We start from the raw sequence: 13598 nt of genomic DNA, 5'->3' as shown, positions 1-13598 counted from the left end.
CCGGGCGGTCAGAACAGCATGGCCGCCGCGAACACGGCCAGGGCGACCGTGCACCCAGCCGCCGTCAGCGCCGCGCGCGCACCGAGTGGGTGCGGGCGCGCGGTGCCCATGCCCTGCACCCGGCGGTTCGCCACCCGCAGGAACCCCAGCCAGGCGAGCACGCTCAGGGACAGCGCGACGACCCCCGCCGGGCTCGCCCCGCCGTGCAGCGCCTGCTTGCCCGCCAGCAGTGCCACCACCGTGCAGGACAGCGTGGTGCGCCGCCAGGCCAGCCTGGTCCGCTCCGGCTGGAGCCCGGGATCGCGTCCCGTCGAAGTCACCGCCCCTCCCAGCCGAACAGGACCACCACCACCATCGCCACGGCCACCACCGCGACCGCGAGACTCAGCATCGTCGGGAACCGGGACACCGGCAGGTCCTCGCCGCGCCGCATCGCCCGCTCGCACCGCACCCAGTGGTTGACGGCCCGCAGCGCGCACAGCACCCCGGCCGCGAGCAGCGCCAGCGCCAGACCGGCGCGCACGCCCCAGGACAGCTCGGGCAGGAACTGGTCGACCGCGAAGCCGCCGCCGATCAGCGCCAGCGCCGTCCGGATCCAGGCGAGGAAGGTCCGCTCATTGGCGAGGGAGAAGCGGTAGTCGGGGGTGTCGCCCTCTTCGCGGATCCGCCGCGGCGCGAACCACAGCCGCAGACTCTGTACGAATTCGTTCACGTCCGGACCTTATCTGCCACTTCGGTACCTGGTGCGGGGCGGTTCAGGATGCTTCGCGGAACGCCCGCAGCCGCCGGTACGCCTCGATGCCGTCCGGCACCCACGGCCAGTCGCCGAGCCGCCCGGCCAGCTCGTCGTCGGTGAGGAAGGTGTGCCAGGCGACCTCTTCCACCTGCGGCTTCACCGGCAGCTCGCACCGGACCCGGTACACGTACGACCACCAGGTGTGCCCGCCTCCCTCGTAGAGGAACTTGAAGAGCGGCTCGGGGCGGGGGAGCCCGGTGACGCCCAGCTCCTCCTCGGCCTCCCGCAGAGCCGCCTCGTCGTAGCTCTCGCCCGCACCGACCACCCCGCCGACGAACATGTCGTAGTGGGACGGGAAGACCAGCTTCGTGGCGGTCCTGCGGTGCACGAAGATCCGGCCGTCGGCGTTCCGGGCCTCGATGAACGCGCAGCGGTGGCGCAGGCCGCGCGCGGTCGCCTCGCCGCGCGTGGCCTGCCCGACGACCTCGTCGTTCTCGTCGACGATGTCCAGGAGCTCGTCAGAAGGTGTCATGCACCTCATCCAACAGCAGAGCGCCCGGCGGGGATCACTGCCCCATGACGTACTTGACGGTCGGGCCCGTGGTCCAGCCGCCGTCCACGGCGAGTTCGGCGCCGGTGATGTAGGAGGCGGCGTCCGAGAGCAGGAAGACGACGGCCTCGGCTATCTCGCCGGCCTCGCCGACCCGGCCCATCGGGGTGTTGGGGTAGTTGCCGTCGCCCTGCTGGATGCCGACGGAGGCGGTCATCGGCGTGTAGACCATGCCGGGGTGCACCGAGTTCACCCGTACCTTCGCCGTGCCGAGCTCCACCGCGCCGACCTTGGTCAGCCCGCGCACGCCCCATTTGGACGCGCCGTAGCTGGAGGTCAGGGCCAGGCCCATCAGCCCGGCGGCCGAGGAGATGTTGACGATCGAGCCGCCGCCGTTCTCCTTCATCAGCGGGATCACCGTCTTCATGCCGATGAAGACGGCCGTCAGGTTGATGTCGATGACCTTGCGGAAGTGCTCGACCGTCTCGCTCTCCAGCGGCTGCCCGGTGGAGACCCCGGCGTTGTTGACCAGGCCGTCGATCCGGCCGAACTCGGCGAGGGTGAAGGCGGCGACGCGCTGCCAGTCCTCCTCGGAGGTCACGTCGTGGTGCACGAAGCGGGCCTTCGGGCCCAGCCCGGCCGCGGTGGCCGCGCCCTCCTCGTCCAGCACGTCGGTGATCACCACGTTCGCGCCGCCGGCCACGGCGAGGCGCGCGGCCTCGGCGCCGAGGCCGCGGGCGGCGCCGGTGATGACGACGGTCCGGTCACTGAGGTTGTTCTTCTCGGTCATGACATGTCCTTCATGTGGTGCGGGTGGTTCGTGTGGTGCGGGTGGTTCACGCGCCGTGCGGCGCGGGGGCGTGCAGGAACGCGGTGGTGGTCCCGACGAGATCGGCGAGGAAGAGCTCCTGGCCGGTCAGCGGCTCGGTGCCGTCGAGTCCCTGGCGGGCGCGGTCGGCCAGCGCCGCGCCGATCAGGGTGAGCGCCAGATCGAGCCGCTCCAGGCGGACCGGCTCCGCCAGCGCGTCCAGACGGTCCCCGATCCGGCCGATCAGCCGGCCGTAGGCCGTGCCGTCCAGGGCGGGGTGCGGGCGGCCGGTCCGCAGGCCGGTCTCGTGGCTCAGCTGGGCCGAGACCCGCAGACAGCGCCGGCCCCGGTCGTCGGTGAGCAGGCTCGCCTCGGCCGTCACCAGCGCGTTGAGCAGCTCCCGTACGCCGCAGTCCTCGGCGAGCCCGTCGAGCAGCGGCGCCACCACCTGTTCGGTACGGGCCTGGCGGCCCGCCATCACGGCGTCGAGCAGTCCCGCGCGGGAACCGAAGTGGTACTGGACCGCCGACGGGTTGCTCTGGCCCGCCAGCCGGACGATGTCCCGCAGCTGGGCGCCGTCCGTGCCCTGCGCGGCGAAGACCTCCTCGGCCGCGCGGATCAGCTTGTCCCTGGTCTCTTGTCCTGACTGTCCTGACGTTCTCGCCATGCCGCAACTGTAATGCTGGCCATTATTAATTGCCAGGACGGAGCGGCCGCACGGCTGTGAGGAAGGGGACACCCGCTGCGGACGGGGTGCGTACGGACCGGAGACACCCGCTGCGGGCGGGGTACGGACCGACCGGGCTCAGTGCGGTTCGAGGGTCTTGGCCCGCCGCCCGCCCACCGGCCCCTCCGGCATCGCCGGATGCAGCCCCAGCAGCACGATCCCGACCACGATCGCCGCGAGCCCGGCCGCCTGCCAGGCCAGCGCGCCGGTGTCGGTGCGCACCTGGTCGCCGAGGAACCCGATCCCGCAGGCGATCCCGGCCAGCGGCTGGGCCGCGGTCAGCGCGGGCAGCGACATCCGCAGCGGACCGGTCTCGAACGCGCTCTGCACCAGGAGCAGCCCGGTCACGCCCAGCACCAGCACCGCGTACGGCTGCCAGCTCATCACCAGGGCCGCCCAGCCGTCGTCCCCGATGAGCTGGCCGCTGACCCGGGTCAGCGCGTCCTGCAGTCCGTAGAGCAGTCCGGCCGCCACCGCGAGGAGCGCCGGGGCCGCCACCGACCGGGAGCGCGCGGCGTACATGGTGAGCGCCAGGGCGATGCCCGCCACCACGCCGATGACCAGCCAGTGCCGCAGCGGGCTCGACACCGCCGTGCCGCCCTTCGGTTCGCCGGCCAGCAGGAACGCCGCGACCCCGCAGGCCAGCAGCCAGAGCCCGGCCCAGCCCTGCCGGCCGAGGCGCTGGCCGGTGCGGTGGCGCGACAGGGTCATCGCGAAGAGCAGATTGGTGGCCAGCAGCGGCTCGACGACGGAGACCTCGCCCTTGCCCAGGGCCAGTGCGCCCAGCACCATCCCGCAGACCATCAGACCGATACCGGCCAGCCAGCTCCGGACCCGCATCAGGTCCAGCAGCAGCCGGGGCGACAGGTAGTCGCTCCTGGGGGCGTGGCTGGCGGCGGCCTGCTGCAGCACGAAGCCGAAGCCCAGACAGCAGGCCGCGCTCACGGCGAGTACGAGAACCAGCACCGACACGCTTCTCTACCCCAAGTCAGGCCGGAAGAGAGTGAATTGTTTCGACGATAGCGCCTGGATGCCTCGGGTGCGCCCGCAGCGCCGCCGACCGGGCGGTTGACGCCGGGGCGGCCGGTACCGAAGATCTGACGCACCAGTAACTTCGCGAGGAACCTCACGGGAATGTGCGGTCCTTCCGCCGGACCGTGTCCGGATCGCCCCGACAAGGATGGAACCCATGGCGTACGACGCTGATGTGATCGTGATCGGGGCGGGACTCGCCGGTCTTGTCGCCACCGCCGAGCTGGTCGACGCGGGCCGCTCGGTGATCCTGCTCGACCAGGAGCCCGAGCAGTCGCTCGGCGGGCAGGCGCACTGGTCCTTCGGCGGTCTCTTCCTGGTCGGCTCACCCGAACAGCGCCGGATGCGGATCAAGGACAGCCACGAGCTGGCCCTCCAGGACTGGCTCGGCACGGCGGGCTTCGACCGCGAGGAGGACCACTGGCCGCGCAAGTGGGCCGACGCGTACGTCGACTTCGCCGCCGGTGAGAAGCGCTCCTGGCTGCACGCGCAGGGCATGCGGTTCTTCCCCGTCGTCGGCTGGGCCGAGCGCGGCGGGTACGACGCGAACGGCCACGGCAACTCCGTCCCCCGCTTCCACATCACCTGGGGCACCGGCCCCGGCGTCGTCGCCCCGTTCGAACGCCGGGTCCGCGAGGGCGTCGCCAAGGGCCTCGTCACCTTCCGCTTCCGCCACCGGGTCACCGGTCTGGGCCGCACCGGGGGCGCCCTCGACACCGTCAGCGGCGAGATCCTGGAGCCGAGCGGCGCGGCCCGGGGCACCGCGAGCAGCCGGGAGACGGCGGGCACCTTCGAACTGCGGGCCCAGGCGGTGATCGTCACCTCCGGCGGCATCGGCGGCAACCACGACCTGGTGCGCAAGCAGTGGCCCGAGCGGCTCGGCACCCCGCCCGCCAGGATGCTGTCCGGCGTGCCCGCCCATGTGGACGGCCTGATGGTCGGCATCACCGAGGACGCGGGCGCCCACCACATCAACCGCGACCGGATGTGGCACTACACCGAGGGCATCGAGAACTGGAACCCGATCTGGGCCAGGCACGGTATCCGCATCCTGCCCGGCCCGTCCTCGCTCTGGCTGGACGCCCGGGGCAAGCGGCTGCCCGTCCCGCTCTTCCCCGGCTTCGACACGCTCGGCACCCTCGAACACATCATGCGCACCGGCCACGACTACACCTGGTTCGTGCTGGACCAGAAGATCATCGGCAAGGAGTTCGCGCTCTCCGGCTCCGAGCAGAACCCCGACCTGACCGGCAAGTCCGTCCGAGGCGTGATCGGCCGGGCGCGCGCGGACGTGCCCGGCCCGGTGAAGGCGTTCATGGACAACGGGGCGGACTTCGTCGTCGAGAAGGACCTCGGCGCCCTGGTCCGAGGCATGAACGCCCTCACCGGCGAAGGGCTCATCGACGAGGAGGACCTGCGGCGCGAGATCACCGCCCGCGACCGCGAGATCGCCAACCCCTTCACCAAGGACCTCCAGATCACCGCGATCCGGGGCGCCCGCACCTACCTGGGCGACAAGCTGATCCGGACGGCCGCGCCGCACCGCATCCTCGACCCCAAGGCCGGGCCGCTGATCGCCGTACGGCTGAACATCCTGACCCGCAAGTCGCTCGGCGGCCTGGAGACGGACCTGTCCTCCCGGGTCCTCACCGCCGACGGCTCCCCGCTGTCCGGGGTCTACGCGGCCGGGGAGGCGGCCGGCTTCGGCGGCGGCGGGGTGCACGGCTACCGCTCGCTGGAGGGCACCTTCCTCGGCGGCTGCATCTTCTCCGGCCGGGCGGCGGGCCGGGCAGCCGCGGAGGCGGTCGGCTGACGGCTGTCCCACCGGGCTCCGTGCGCTGCGGTGTGCACGTCCGTCCGGTGGGGTTCCAGGCCCGGAACCGTGCCGAGGCGCCGGATCCGGGCATGGGAAGAAGATGCCAGGAGTAGCCGAACCCGTCATCGACCTCGTCCGGCGCACCACCGAACCCGTGGCCGCGCAGACCCTGCGCTCCACGGGCGCGGCGGTGATCGCCTATGCCGTGGCGACCGCGACGCTGACCGAACCCGCACCGCTGACCGCACCGCTGACCGCGCTGCTCGTCGTCCAGGTCACCCTCTACGCCACCGTCAACATGTCGGTCAAGCGTGTGGTGGCCGTCATCGTCGGCGTGCTCATCGCGAGCGGCTTCAGCGCCCTGGTCGGCATTTCCTGGTGGAGCCTGGGGCTGACCATCTTCACGGCGCTGATCATCGGCAGACTGGTCCGCGTGGACGAGTTCGTCCCCGAGGTGGCGATCAGCGCCATGCTCGTGCTCGGTGTCACCTCGCAAACCGCGCGGTCCAGCATGGCGTGGGAGCGCGTGTACGAGACACTGATCGGCGCCGGTGTGGGCCTGCTGTTCAACCTGCTGTTCGCGCCGCCCGTCTGGGTGCAGACCGCGGGCACGTCCATCGACGGACTGGCCCGCGAGATGGGGCAGATGTTCCGCGACCTGGGCAGCGACCTCGCCCGTCCGGTCACCGTCCCGGAGGCGGCCGACCGGCTGCACCGGGCCCGCCGTCTCGACCACGACATCGTCGAGGTGGACGCCTCTCTCCGGCAGGCCGAGGAAAGCCTCATGTACAACCCGAGGGTGCGGCAGGGGCTGCTTCACCGCGTGGTGCTGCGCACCGGTCTGGACACGCTGGAGATCTGCGCGGTCGTCGTGCGGGTGCTGTCCAGGACGCTGACCGACCTCGCCAAGGACCGGGGCGACGAACCGCTGTTCCCCGCCGAGGCAGCCGTCCACATCACGGAACTGTTCGAACAGATGGCGGGGGCCATCGAAAGCTTCTCGGTGCTCATCACCACCCCGATGGCCGCCAGCGGGGAGGAAGCCGAGGAACGGCTCGCCGACGCGCTCACCGCCAGCCGGATGACCCGCGACCTGGTGGCGGACATGCTGCTGGCCGCCGTCCAGGAACACCCCAGGAAGTGGCAGCTGCACGGGGCCCTGCTCGCCGAGGTGGACCGCATCCTGGACGAGCTGGACATCGAGAAGCGGGCCGAGCGCCTGGGCCAGGAACTCGACCGCCGCTCCGCCGAGCTGCACGAGCGCCACCCTCGGCTCCTCACGTTCCGGCGCCGGCTGGGCCTCGTGAAGGGAGCGGGCCGGGAGAAGGGGGCCGAGGCCGAGGCGCGGTGAGCCCGCTCAGCCCTGTGGGGCGTCGGGGCCGATGCGCTCGACGACCCGGAACCGTTCGGCGACGACCAGTGTGTCGTCGTCGACCGTGAACTCCGGGTCGTCGAGCCCCTCCCGCATCTCGGCGCTGTGCCAGAACCGCTCGTGGCCGGCCCGCCACCGCGCGACGGACGTGTCGCCCTCGCCCTCGTCGAGCACATGCTGGAGGTCGATGTCCCCGAGGCGCAGGATCCGGACCTCCGTCACTTCCAGCACCGCGACCTCCCGGCCGTCCGAGTCGATCAGCGCCGAGCGCTCGCCCACCGGGGGCGGCTCCTCCCGCTCCACCTCGTACTCCACGAGCAGTCCGGTCGTCGACACCTTCCGTCCGTCGAGCACAGCGGCGACCAGCTGATCGCGCAGCGGCCCCGGGAAGACGAGGAGGAAGGGCTTGAGTGCTTCACGGTTCGGCATGGCGCAAGCATGTCACCGGCGGTCCGGGCCCGGGCGGAGAATCTGACGGACCGGTGACAGAGGGCCGCCGCCCCTGGCGTCCAGCGGCCCGGAGTGCTCGAATCGGGGAGTGAACAGTCCCCCTCCCGGCGCCGGACCCGATCCGGACGCCGTCGGCGCCCCCGTCGGCCGCCGCCTGGTCCTGACGATGCTCGGCCTCGGCGCCGCCGGTCTCGTCGCCGCACCGGTCCTGCAGCGGACCCTGGAATCCGGCCTCGGCGCGGTCGCCGACAAGGACCCCACCGGGCTGACCGGCCTGCTGCCCAACGGCGGTGGCTTCCGGTACTACTCGGTGGCCTCCTCCGTACCGTCGAAGGGCGCGGCCGACTACCGGCTGACCGTGGACGGGCTGGTCGACCACCCGGCCACGTACACCCTGGACGCCCTGAAGGCGCTGCCGCAGACCCGGACGGTCCGCGATGTGCAGTGCGTGACCGGATGGCGGGTGCCCGAGACCCCGTTCGAGGGCGTACGGCTCTCGGCGCTGCTGGACGCGGCGGGTGTCCGGCCGGGCGCCAGGGCGATCCGCTTCACCTGCTTCGACGGCACCTACAGCGAGAGCCTCACCCTCGCCCAGGCCCGCCGCGCGGACGTGCTGGTCGCGCTGCGCATGCAGGACAAGCCGGTGTCCCACTCCCACGGCGGCCCGGTCCGGCTCTACGTGGCCCCGATGTACTTCTACAAGTCGGCGAAATGGCTCTCCGGGATCACCGTCACGGACTCCGTACGCCCCGGATACTGGGAGGAGCTCGGTTATGACGTCGACGCCTGGGTCGGCCGGTCCAACGGCCGTGACGACGCCCCCACGGTCTGAGGCGCCCGGCCGGGTACGGCGGTTCGGCCGTCCGGTGCGGTGGGTGCACCGCACCACGGCGGCGCTGATGCTGACCTGCGTGGCGACGGCCGCCTGCCTGTACGTGCCACAGCTCGCCGAACTCGTCGGCCGCCGCCTGCTGGTGGTCACCGTGCACGAGTGGTCCGGGCTGCTGATCCCGCTGCCGTTGCTCGTGGGGCTGCTCTCGCGGGCGCTACGGGGCGACCTGTCGCGGCTCAACCGCTTCGGGCCGCACGACCGGACGTGGCTGGCGGCCGTGCGCCGGCGCGACCGCCGGCCCGGCTCCCGGCCGGCCGGGAAGTTCAACGCCGGGCAGAAGCTCTACGCGGCCTGGATCGCGGGTGCCGTGCTGGTGATGACCGGCACCGGGCTGCTGATGTGGTTCACCGGGCTGGCCCCGCTGATGTGGCGGACCGGTGCCACGTTCGTCCACGACTGGCTGGCCCTGGCGATCGGCATCGTGCTGGGCGGCCACATCGCCATGGCGTACGCCGACCCGGAGGCACGCCGCGGCATGCGCACCGGGTCGGTCGAGCGGCGGTGGGCCCGTCGCGAGCACTCGCTGTGGCGGATTCCGGCGGACCCGGCCGGGCCACCGGAGGAGGACCGGTGACCCGTGACCGGTGACCCGTGACCCGTGACCCGTGACCCGTGACCGGTGACCCGTGACCGGGCCGCGGGGCCCGGCTAGAGGATCAGCGACAGCAGCAGGATGAAGACCAGAGAGACGACGGAGATGATCGTCTCCATCACCGACCAGGTCTTCACCGTCTGGCCGACGTCCATGCCGAAGTACTCCTTCACCAGCCAGAACCCGGCGTCGTTGACATGGCTGAAGAAGAGCGAGCCCGCGCCGACGGCCAGCACCAGCAGGGCGACGTGCGAGGTCGACATGCCGTCCGCCAGCGGGGCGACCAGACCGGCCGCCGAGATGGTGGCGACGGTCGCGGAGCCGGTCGCGAGGCGGATCGCCACGGCGATCAGCCAGCCGAGCAGCAGCGCGGGGATCGACCAGCTCTCGGAGAAGTCCAGGATCATCCGGCCCACACCGGCGTCGATCAGGGTCTGCTTGAAGCCGCCGCCCGCGCCCACGATCAGCAGCACACCGGCGATCGGCGCCAGCGACTTCTCGACGGTGGAGGAGAGCCGGCCCTTGGTGAACCCGGCCGCCCGGCCGAGGGTGAACATGGCGACGATGACGGCCGTCAGCAGCGCGATCAGCGGCGAGCCGATCACGTCGGTGACCTGCTGGACACCCTGCTCGGGGTCGTCCACGACGATGTCGACGAGTGCCTTGACCAGCATCAGGACGACGGGCAGCAGGATCGTCGCCAGCGTGGCGCCGAAGCTGGGCCGGCGGTCCAGGTCCTCGGACGGGCGCTGCGGGATCATCTTCTCCGGCGCCTTGATGTCCACCCAGCGGGCGGCGTAGCGCGAGAAGACCGGACCGGCGAGGATCACCGTCGGGATCGCGACCACCACACCGAGGGCCAGCGTGACACCGAGGTTGGCGCCGAGGGCGTCGATAGCCACCAGCGGGCCGGGGTGCGGGGGAATCAGCCCGTGCATCACGGAGAGGCCGGCCAGGGCCGGGATGCCGATCCGCATCAGGGAGTAGTTGCCGCGCTTGGCGACGAGCAGCACCACCGGGATCATCAGCACGATCCCGACCTCGAAGAACAGCGGCAGGCCGATGATCGAGGCGATCAGGACCATCGCCCAGGGCATGGCCCGCTTGCTGGTCCGCGCGAGGATGGTGTCGACGATCTGGTCCGCGCCGCCGGAGTCCGCGAGCAGCTTGCCCAGGATCGCGCCGAGCGCGATGAGGACGCCGACGCCCGCGACGGTCGAGCCGAGGCCCGCGGTGAAGCTCGCGATCGTCTTCGCCGGCGCGGCGCCGGCGAACGAACCGAGCGCCAGCGAGCCGATGGTCAGCGCGAGGAACGCGTGCATCTTGAACTTGGTGATGAGCAGGACGATGACGGCGATGCCCGCCAGGACGGCGATGCCCAACTGCGCGTTGCCGGCCGAGGTGATCGGTTCGACGGCGTCCGCTGCCAGCGTCTCGACGCTGAGACTGGTCACGGTGATGATCCTTAGCTGTCCAGCCGGCGCAGTGCCGCGACGGCTCGATGGGTGATTTCCTCGGGCGTGCCGGACACATCCACGGCGACACCGGCCTCGTCGTCCTCCAGGGGCTGGAGGGTGGCGAACTGGGAGTCGAGGAGTGCGGTCGGCATGAAGTGGCCCTTGCGGTCCGCCATCCGCTCCTCGATCAGGGACCGCTCCCCGGTCAGGTGGAGGAACACGGCACCGGGGGCCTCGCCGCGCAGCCGGTCGCGGTAGACCCGCTTCAGGGCCGAGCTGCTGACCACGCCGCCGAGCCCGGCCCGGCCGTGCGCCCACTGCCCGATCGCGTCGAGCCAGGGCCACCGGTCGGCATCCTCCAGCGGGGTGCCGGCCGACATCTTGGCGATGTTCGCGGGGGGATGGAAGTCGTCGCCCTCGGCGTACGGAACGCCCAGTGCGGCGGCGAGCAGGGGACCGATCGTGGTCTTGCCGGTCCCTGCCACGCCCATCACCACGACGACGTGGGGGGTGCTCATTGCGCTGCCTCGCTGTTCTCTTCGATGTCTTCCTCGACATCGGTCCGTCGCGCTACTGAAACTCATACGTACGACTTATTCAAGATGCTGTGACATAAACGTCGTACTTAATGTTCCCGCAGGGGTCCCCGTACCCTTGGCTCATGACCACACAGAGCCAGGGGCTGCATACACATGTGCTGGACACCCTGGGTCTGGAGATCGCCGCGGGTGAACACCTGCCCGGTCAGGTGCTGCGCACCGACGAGCTGGCCCAGCGCTTCGACGTCTCGCGCACGGTCGTGCGTGAGGTGATCCGTGTCCTGGAGTCCATGCACCTGGTCGAGTCCCGGCGCCGGGTCGGCGTGACCGTGCGGCCGACCGAGGAGTGGAACGTCTATGACCCGCAGGTCATCCGGTGGCGGCTGGCCGGCGCCGACCGGCCGCGCCAGCTGCGCTCACTGACGGTGCTGCGCTCGGCGATCGAGCCCGTCGCCGCCTCGCTCGCCGCCCGCCACGCCACCCCCGACCAGTGCGCGCAGCTCACCGAACGGGCCCTCGGCATGGTCGCCACCTCGCGCGGCCAGCAGCTGGAGGGCTACCTCGAACACGACATCGCCTTCCACCGGATCGTCCTCAACGCCTCCGGCAACGAGATGTTCGCGCGCCTCGGGGACGTGGTCGCGGAGGTCCTGGCGGGGCGCACCCACCACCAGGTGATGTTCGAGGACCCCGACCCGGCGGCCGTCACCCTCCACGTCCGGCTCGCGGAAGCGGTCCGCGAGGGAGACGCGGCGCAGGCGGAACGGCTCACGAAGGAGATCGCCGTGGGCGCCCTGCACGAACTCGACGTACTCGCGCCCTGACCCGGACGCCCCGCGGGGCGTCCCCGCAGGGATACGGTTGTCGGTGATCGATCTCAGTGAAAGTCGGGAAAGGGAGACCACGGGAATGGCGCAGCACGTACAAGGGGTCATCGCACCGGGAAAGAACGAGCCGGTCCGGGTCGAGACGATCGTGATCCCGGACCCCGGCCCCGGTGAGGCCGTGGTGAAGATCCAGGCATGCGGCGTCTGCCACACCGATCTGCACTACAAGCAGGGCGGCATCAACGACGAGTTCCCCTTCCTCCTCGGCCACGAGGCGGCGGGCGTCGTGGAGTCCGTCGGCGAGGGCGTCACGGACGTAGAACCGGGCGACTTCGTCGTCCTCAACTGGCGCGCGGTGTGCGGACAGTGCCGCGCCTGTCTGCGCGGCCGCCCCTGGTACTGCTTCGACACCCACAACGCCAAGCAGAAGATGACCCTGCTCGACAGTACAGAGCTGTCACCCGCACTCGGCATCGGCGCCTTCGCGGAGAAGACCCTGGTCGCCTCCGGCCAGTGCACCAAGGTCGACCCCGAGGTCGCCCCGGCCGTCGCCGGACTCCTCGGCTGCGGCGTGATGGCGGGCATCGGCGCCGCCATCAACACCGGCCAGGTCGGACGGGGCGACTCCGTCGCCGTCATCGGCTGCGGCGGAGTCGGCGACGCGGCGATCGCCGGCGCCCGGCTGGCCGGAGCGGCGAAGATCATCGCCGTCGACATCGACGACCGCAAGCTGGAGACGGCGAAGAAGATGGGTGCCACGCACTCCGTCAACTCCCGCACCCAGGACCCGGTCGAGGCCATCCGCGCGCTCACCGGCGGCAACGGCGCCGACGTCGTCATCGAGGCGGTCGGCCGCCCGGAGACGTACAAGCAGGCGTTCTACGCCCGCGACCTCGCCGGCACCGTCGTCCTGGTCGGCGTCCCCACCCCGGAGATGCAGCTCGAACTCCCGCTCCTGGACGTCTTCGGACGCGGCGGCTCGCTCAAGTCCTCCTGGTACGGCGACTGCCTGCCCTCGCGCGACTTCCCGATGCTCATCGACCTGCACCAGCAGGGCCGCATCGACCTCGGTGCGTTCGTCACCGAGACCATCGCACTCGGCGACATCGAGCAGGCCTTCGCCCGGATGCACGACGGCGACGTCCTGCGCTCGGTGGTGGTGTTCTGATGACCGCCCGCATCGACCACCTCGTCACCTCCGGCACCTTCGCCCTCGACGGCGGCGAATGGGACGTCGACAACAACGTCTGGATCATCGGTGACGACACCGAGGCCGTCGTCATCGACGCCGCCCACGACGCCGCCGCCATCGAGACCGCGCTGAACGGCCGTACGCTGCGCGCCATCATCTGCACCCACGCGCACAACGACCACATCGACGCGGCACCGGCGCTCGCCGACGCCACCGGCGCCCCGATCCTGCTGCACCCCGACGACCTGCCGCTGTGGAAGCAGACCCACCCGGACCGGGCCCCCGACGGCGAACTGGCCGACGGCCAGGAACTGACCGTCGCCGGTACCACCCTCAAGGTGCTGCACACGCCGGGGCACGCCCCGGGCGCCGTCTGCCTGTACGCCCCCGGGCTGTCCACCGTCTTCACCGGTGACACGCTCTTCCAGGGCGGGCCCGGCGCCACCGGCCGGTCGTTCTCCCACTTCCCGACGATCGTCGCCTCGATCAGGGACCGGCTGCTCGCCCTCGACCCGGACACCGCCGTCCGCACCGGGCACGGCGACTCCACCACCATTGGCGCGGAGGCCCCGCACCTGGACGAATGGATCGCCCGCGGCCACTGAGCC

General features: G+C 71.5%; 16 protein-coding genes. 7 read left to right on the top strand and 9 right to left on the bottom strand.

Annotated features, from left to right (window positions below; all coding sequences use genetic code 11):
• Positions 1 to 8: 8 nt before the first annotated feature.
• The 6 genes from ACGFU6_RS28180 to ACGFU6_RS28155 all read right to left on the bottom strand — a co-directional run bounded on the left by ACGFU6_RS28180 (position 9) and on the right by ACGFU6_RS28155 (position 3793).
• On the bottom strand, positions 9 to 320 hold the full coding sequence (locus tag ACGFU6_RS28180; protein ID WP_393614892.1) for a DUF202 domain-containing protein: 312 nt from the start codon (positions 318 to 320) through the stop codon (positions 9 to 11).
• The gene (locus tag ACGFU6_RS28175; RefSeq protein ID WP_393614890.1) at positions 317 to 712 is read right to left on the bottom strand and encodes a YidH family protein; all 396 of its coding nucleotides are present in this window, start codon (positions 710 to 712) and stop codon (positions 317 to 319) included. Before ACGFU6_RS28175 ends, ACGFU6_RS28180 begins: the two co-directional genes overlap by 4 nt.
• 43 nt (positions 713 to 755) lie before the next feature.
• A complete protein-coding gene (locus tag ACGFU6_RS28170; protein WP_393614888.1) occupies positions 756 to 1268 on the bottom strand; it encodes an NUDIX hydrolase in 513 nt (170 codons plus the stop codon).
• Positions 1269 to 1302: 34 nt separating this feature from the next.
• Positions 1303 to 2076, bottom strand: coding sequence for a glucose 1-dehydrogenase (locus ACGFU6_RS28165; protein ID WP_393614886.1), 774 nt, complete (start codon positions 2074 to 2076; stop codon positions 1303 to 1305).
• Between the two features lie 46 nt (positions 2077 to 2122).
• Positions 2123 to 2761, bottom strand: coding sequence for a TetR/AcrR family transcriptional regulator (locus ACGFU6_RS28160; RefSeq protein ID WP_393614884.1), 639 nt, complete (start codon positions 2759 to 2761; stop codon positions 2123 to 2125).
• Between the two features lie 138 nt (positions 2762 to 2899).
• The gene (locus ACGFU6_RS28155; RefSeq protein ID WP_393614883.1) at positions 2900 to 3793 is read right to left on the bottom strand and encodes a DMT family transporter; all 894 of its coding nucleotides are present in this window, start codon (positions 3791 to 3793) and stop codon (positions 2900 to 2902) included.
• 217 nt (positions 3794 to 4010) lie between these two features.
• On the opposite strand from ACGFU6_RS28155, the gene ACGFU6_RS28150 reads away from it, so the two are divergent.
• Both ACGFU6_RS28150 and ACGFU6_RS28145 read left to right on the top strand, forming a co-directional pair.
• Positions 4011 to 5666 carry an FAD-binding dehydrogenase gene (locus tag ACGFU6_RS28150; RefSeq protein WP_393614881.1) on the top strand — a complete coding sequence of 552 codons (1656 nt, stop codon included), beginning with the start codon at positions 4011 to 4013 and terminating at the stop codon, positions 5664 to 5666.
• A gap of 103 nt (positions 5667 to 5769) precedes the next feature.
• The gene (locus tag ACGFU6_RS28145) at positions 5770 to 7020 is read left to right on the top strand and encodes an aromatic acid exporter family protein (protein ID WP_393614880.1); all 1251 of its coding nucleotides are present in this window, start codon (positions 5770 to 5772) and stop codon (positions 7018 to 7020) included.
• A 6-nt stretch (positions 7021 to 7026) separates the two neighbouring features.
• Here the strand turns inward: ACGFU6_RS28145 and ACGFU6_RS28140 are convergent, their stop codons facing one another.
• Positions 7027 to 7470 carry an ASCH domain-containing protein gene (locus ACGFU6_RS28140; protein WP_393614878.1) on the bottom strand — a complete coding sequence of 148 codons (444 nt, stop codon included), beginning with the start codon at positions 7468 to 7470 and terminating at the stop codon, positions 7027 to 7029.
• A gap of 109 nt (positions 7471 to 7579) precedes the next feature.
• Here ACGFU6_RS28140 and ACGFU6_RS28135 point away from each other — a divergent pair, with 109 nt between their 5' ends.
• Together ACGFU6_RS28135 and ACGFU6_RS28130 are read left to right on the top strand one after the other, a co-directional pair.
• Positions 7580 to 8323, top strand: a complete 744-nt coding sequence (locus ACGFU6_RS28135; protein ID WP_393614876.1) for a molybdopterin-dependent oxidoreductase — start codon at positions 7580 to 7582, stop codon at positions 8321 to 8323.
• 67 nt (positions 8324 to 8390) lie between these two features.
• Positions 8391 to 8957 carry a cytochrome b/b6 domain-containing protein gene (locus tag ACGFU6_RS28130; protein ID WP_393615025.1) on the top strand — a complete coding sequence of 189 codons (567 nt, stop codon included), beginning with the start codon at positions 8391 to 8393 and terminating at the stop codon, positions 8955 to 8957.
• Between the two features lie 74 nt (positions 8958 to 9031).
• Here ACGFU6_RS28130 and ACGFU6_RS28125 read toward each other — a convergent pair whose 3' ends face one another.
• Positions 9032 to 10429 (bottom strand): gluconate:H+ symporter, encoded by a 1398-nt coding sequence (locus tag ACGFU6_RS28125; protein ID WP_393614874.1) that lies wholly within the window; start codon positions 10427 to 10429, stop codon positions 9032 to 9034.
• A gap of 11 nt (positions 10430 to 10440) precedes the next feature.
• The gene (locus tag ACGFU6_RS28120) at positions 10441 to 10950 is read right to left on the bottom strand and encodes a gluconokinase (protein WP_393614872.1); all 510 of its coding nucleotides are present in this window, start codon (positions 10948 to 10950) and stop codon (positions 10441 to 10443) included.
• A gap of 143 nt (positions 10951 to 11093) precedes the next feature.
• Between ACGFU6_RS28120 and ACGFU6_RS28115 the strand changes: the two genes are divergently transcribed.
• From ACGFU6_RS28115 to ACGFU6_RS28105, 3 genes are all read left to right on the top strand, one after another.
• On the top strand, positions 11094 to 11795 hold the full coding sequence (locus tag ACGFU6_RS28115) for a FadR/GntR family transcriptional regulator (RefSeq protein WP_393614870.1): 702 nt from the start codon (positions 11094 to 11096) through the stop codon (positions 11793 to 11795).
• Positions 11796 to 11880: 85 nt separating this feature from the next.
• A complete protein-coding gene (locus ACGFU6_RS28110; RefSeq protein ID WP_393614868.1) occupies positions 11881 to 12966 on the top strand; it encodes an S-(hydroxymethyl)mycothiol dehydrogenase in 1086 nt (361 codons plus the stop codon).
• A complete protein-coding gene (locus ACGFU6_RS28105; RefSeq protein WP_393614866.1) occupies positions 12966 to 13595 on the top strand; it encodes an MBL fold metallo-hydrolase in 630 nt (209 codons plus the stop codon). Before ACGFU6_RS28110 ends, ACGFU6_RS28105 begins: the two co-directional genes overlap by 1 nt.
• Positions 13596 to 13598: the final 3 nt, after the last annotated feature.

The sequence above is a fragment of the Streptomyces sp. NPDC048462 genome (assembly GCF_043200175.1).
Classification (GTDB): Bacteria; Actinomycetota; Actinomycetes; order Streptomycetales; family Streptomycetaceae; genus Streptomyces.
Note: the sequence above shows the minus strand (reverse complement) of the source record. Positions and strands in the feature narration are given on the sequence as shown.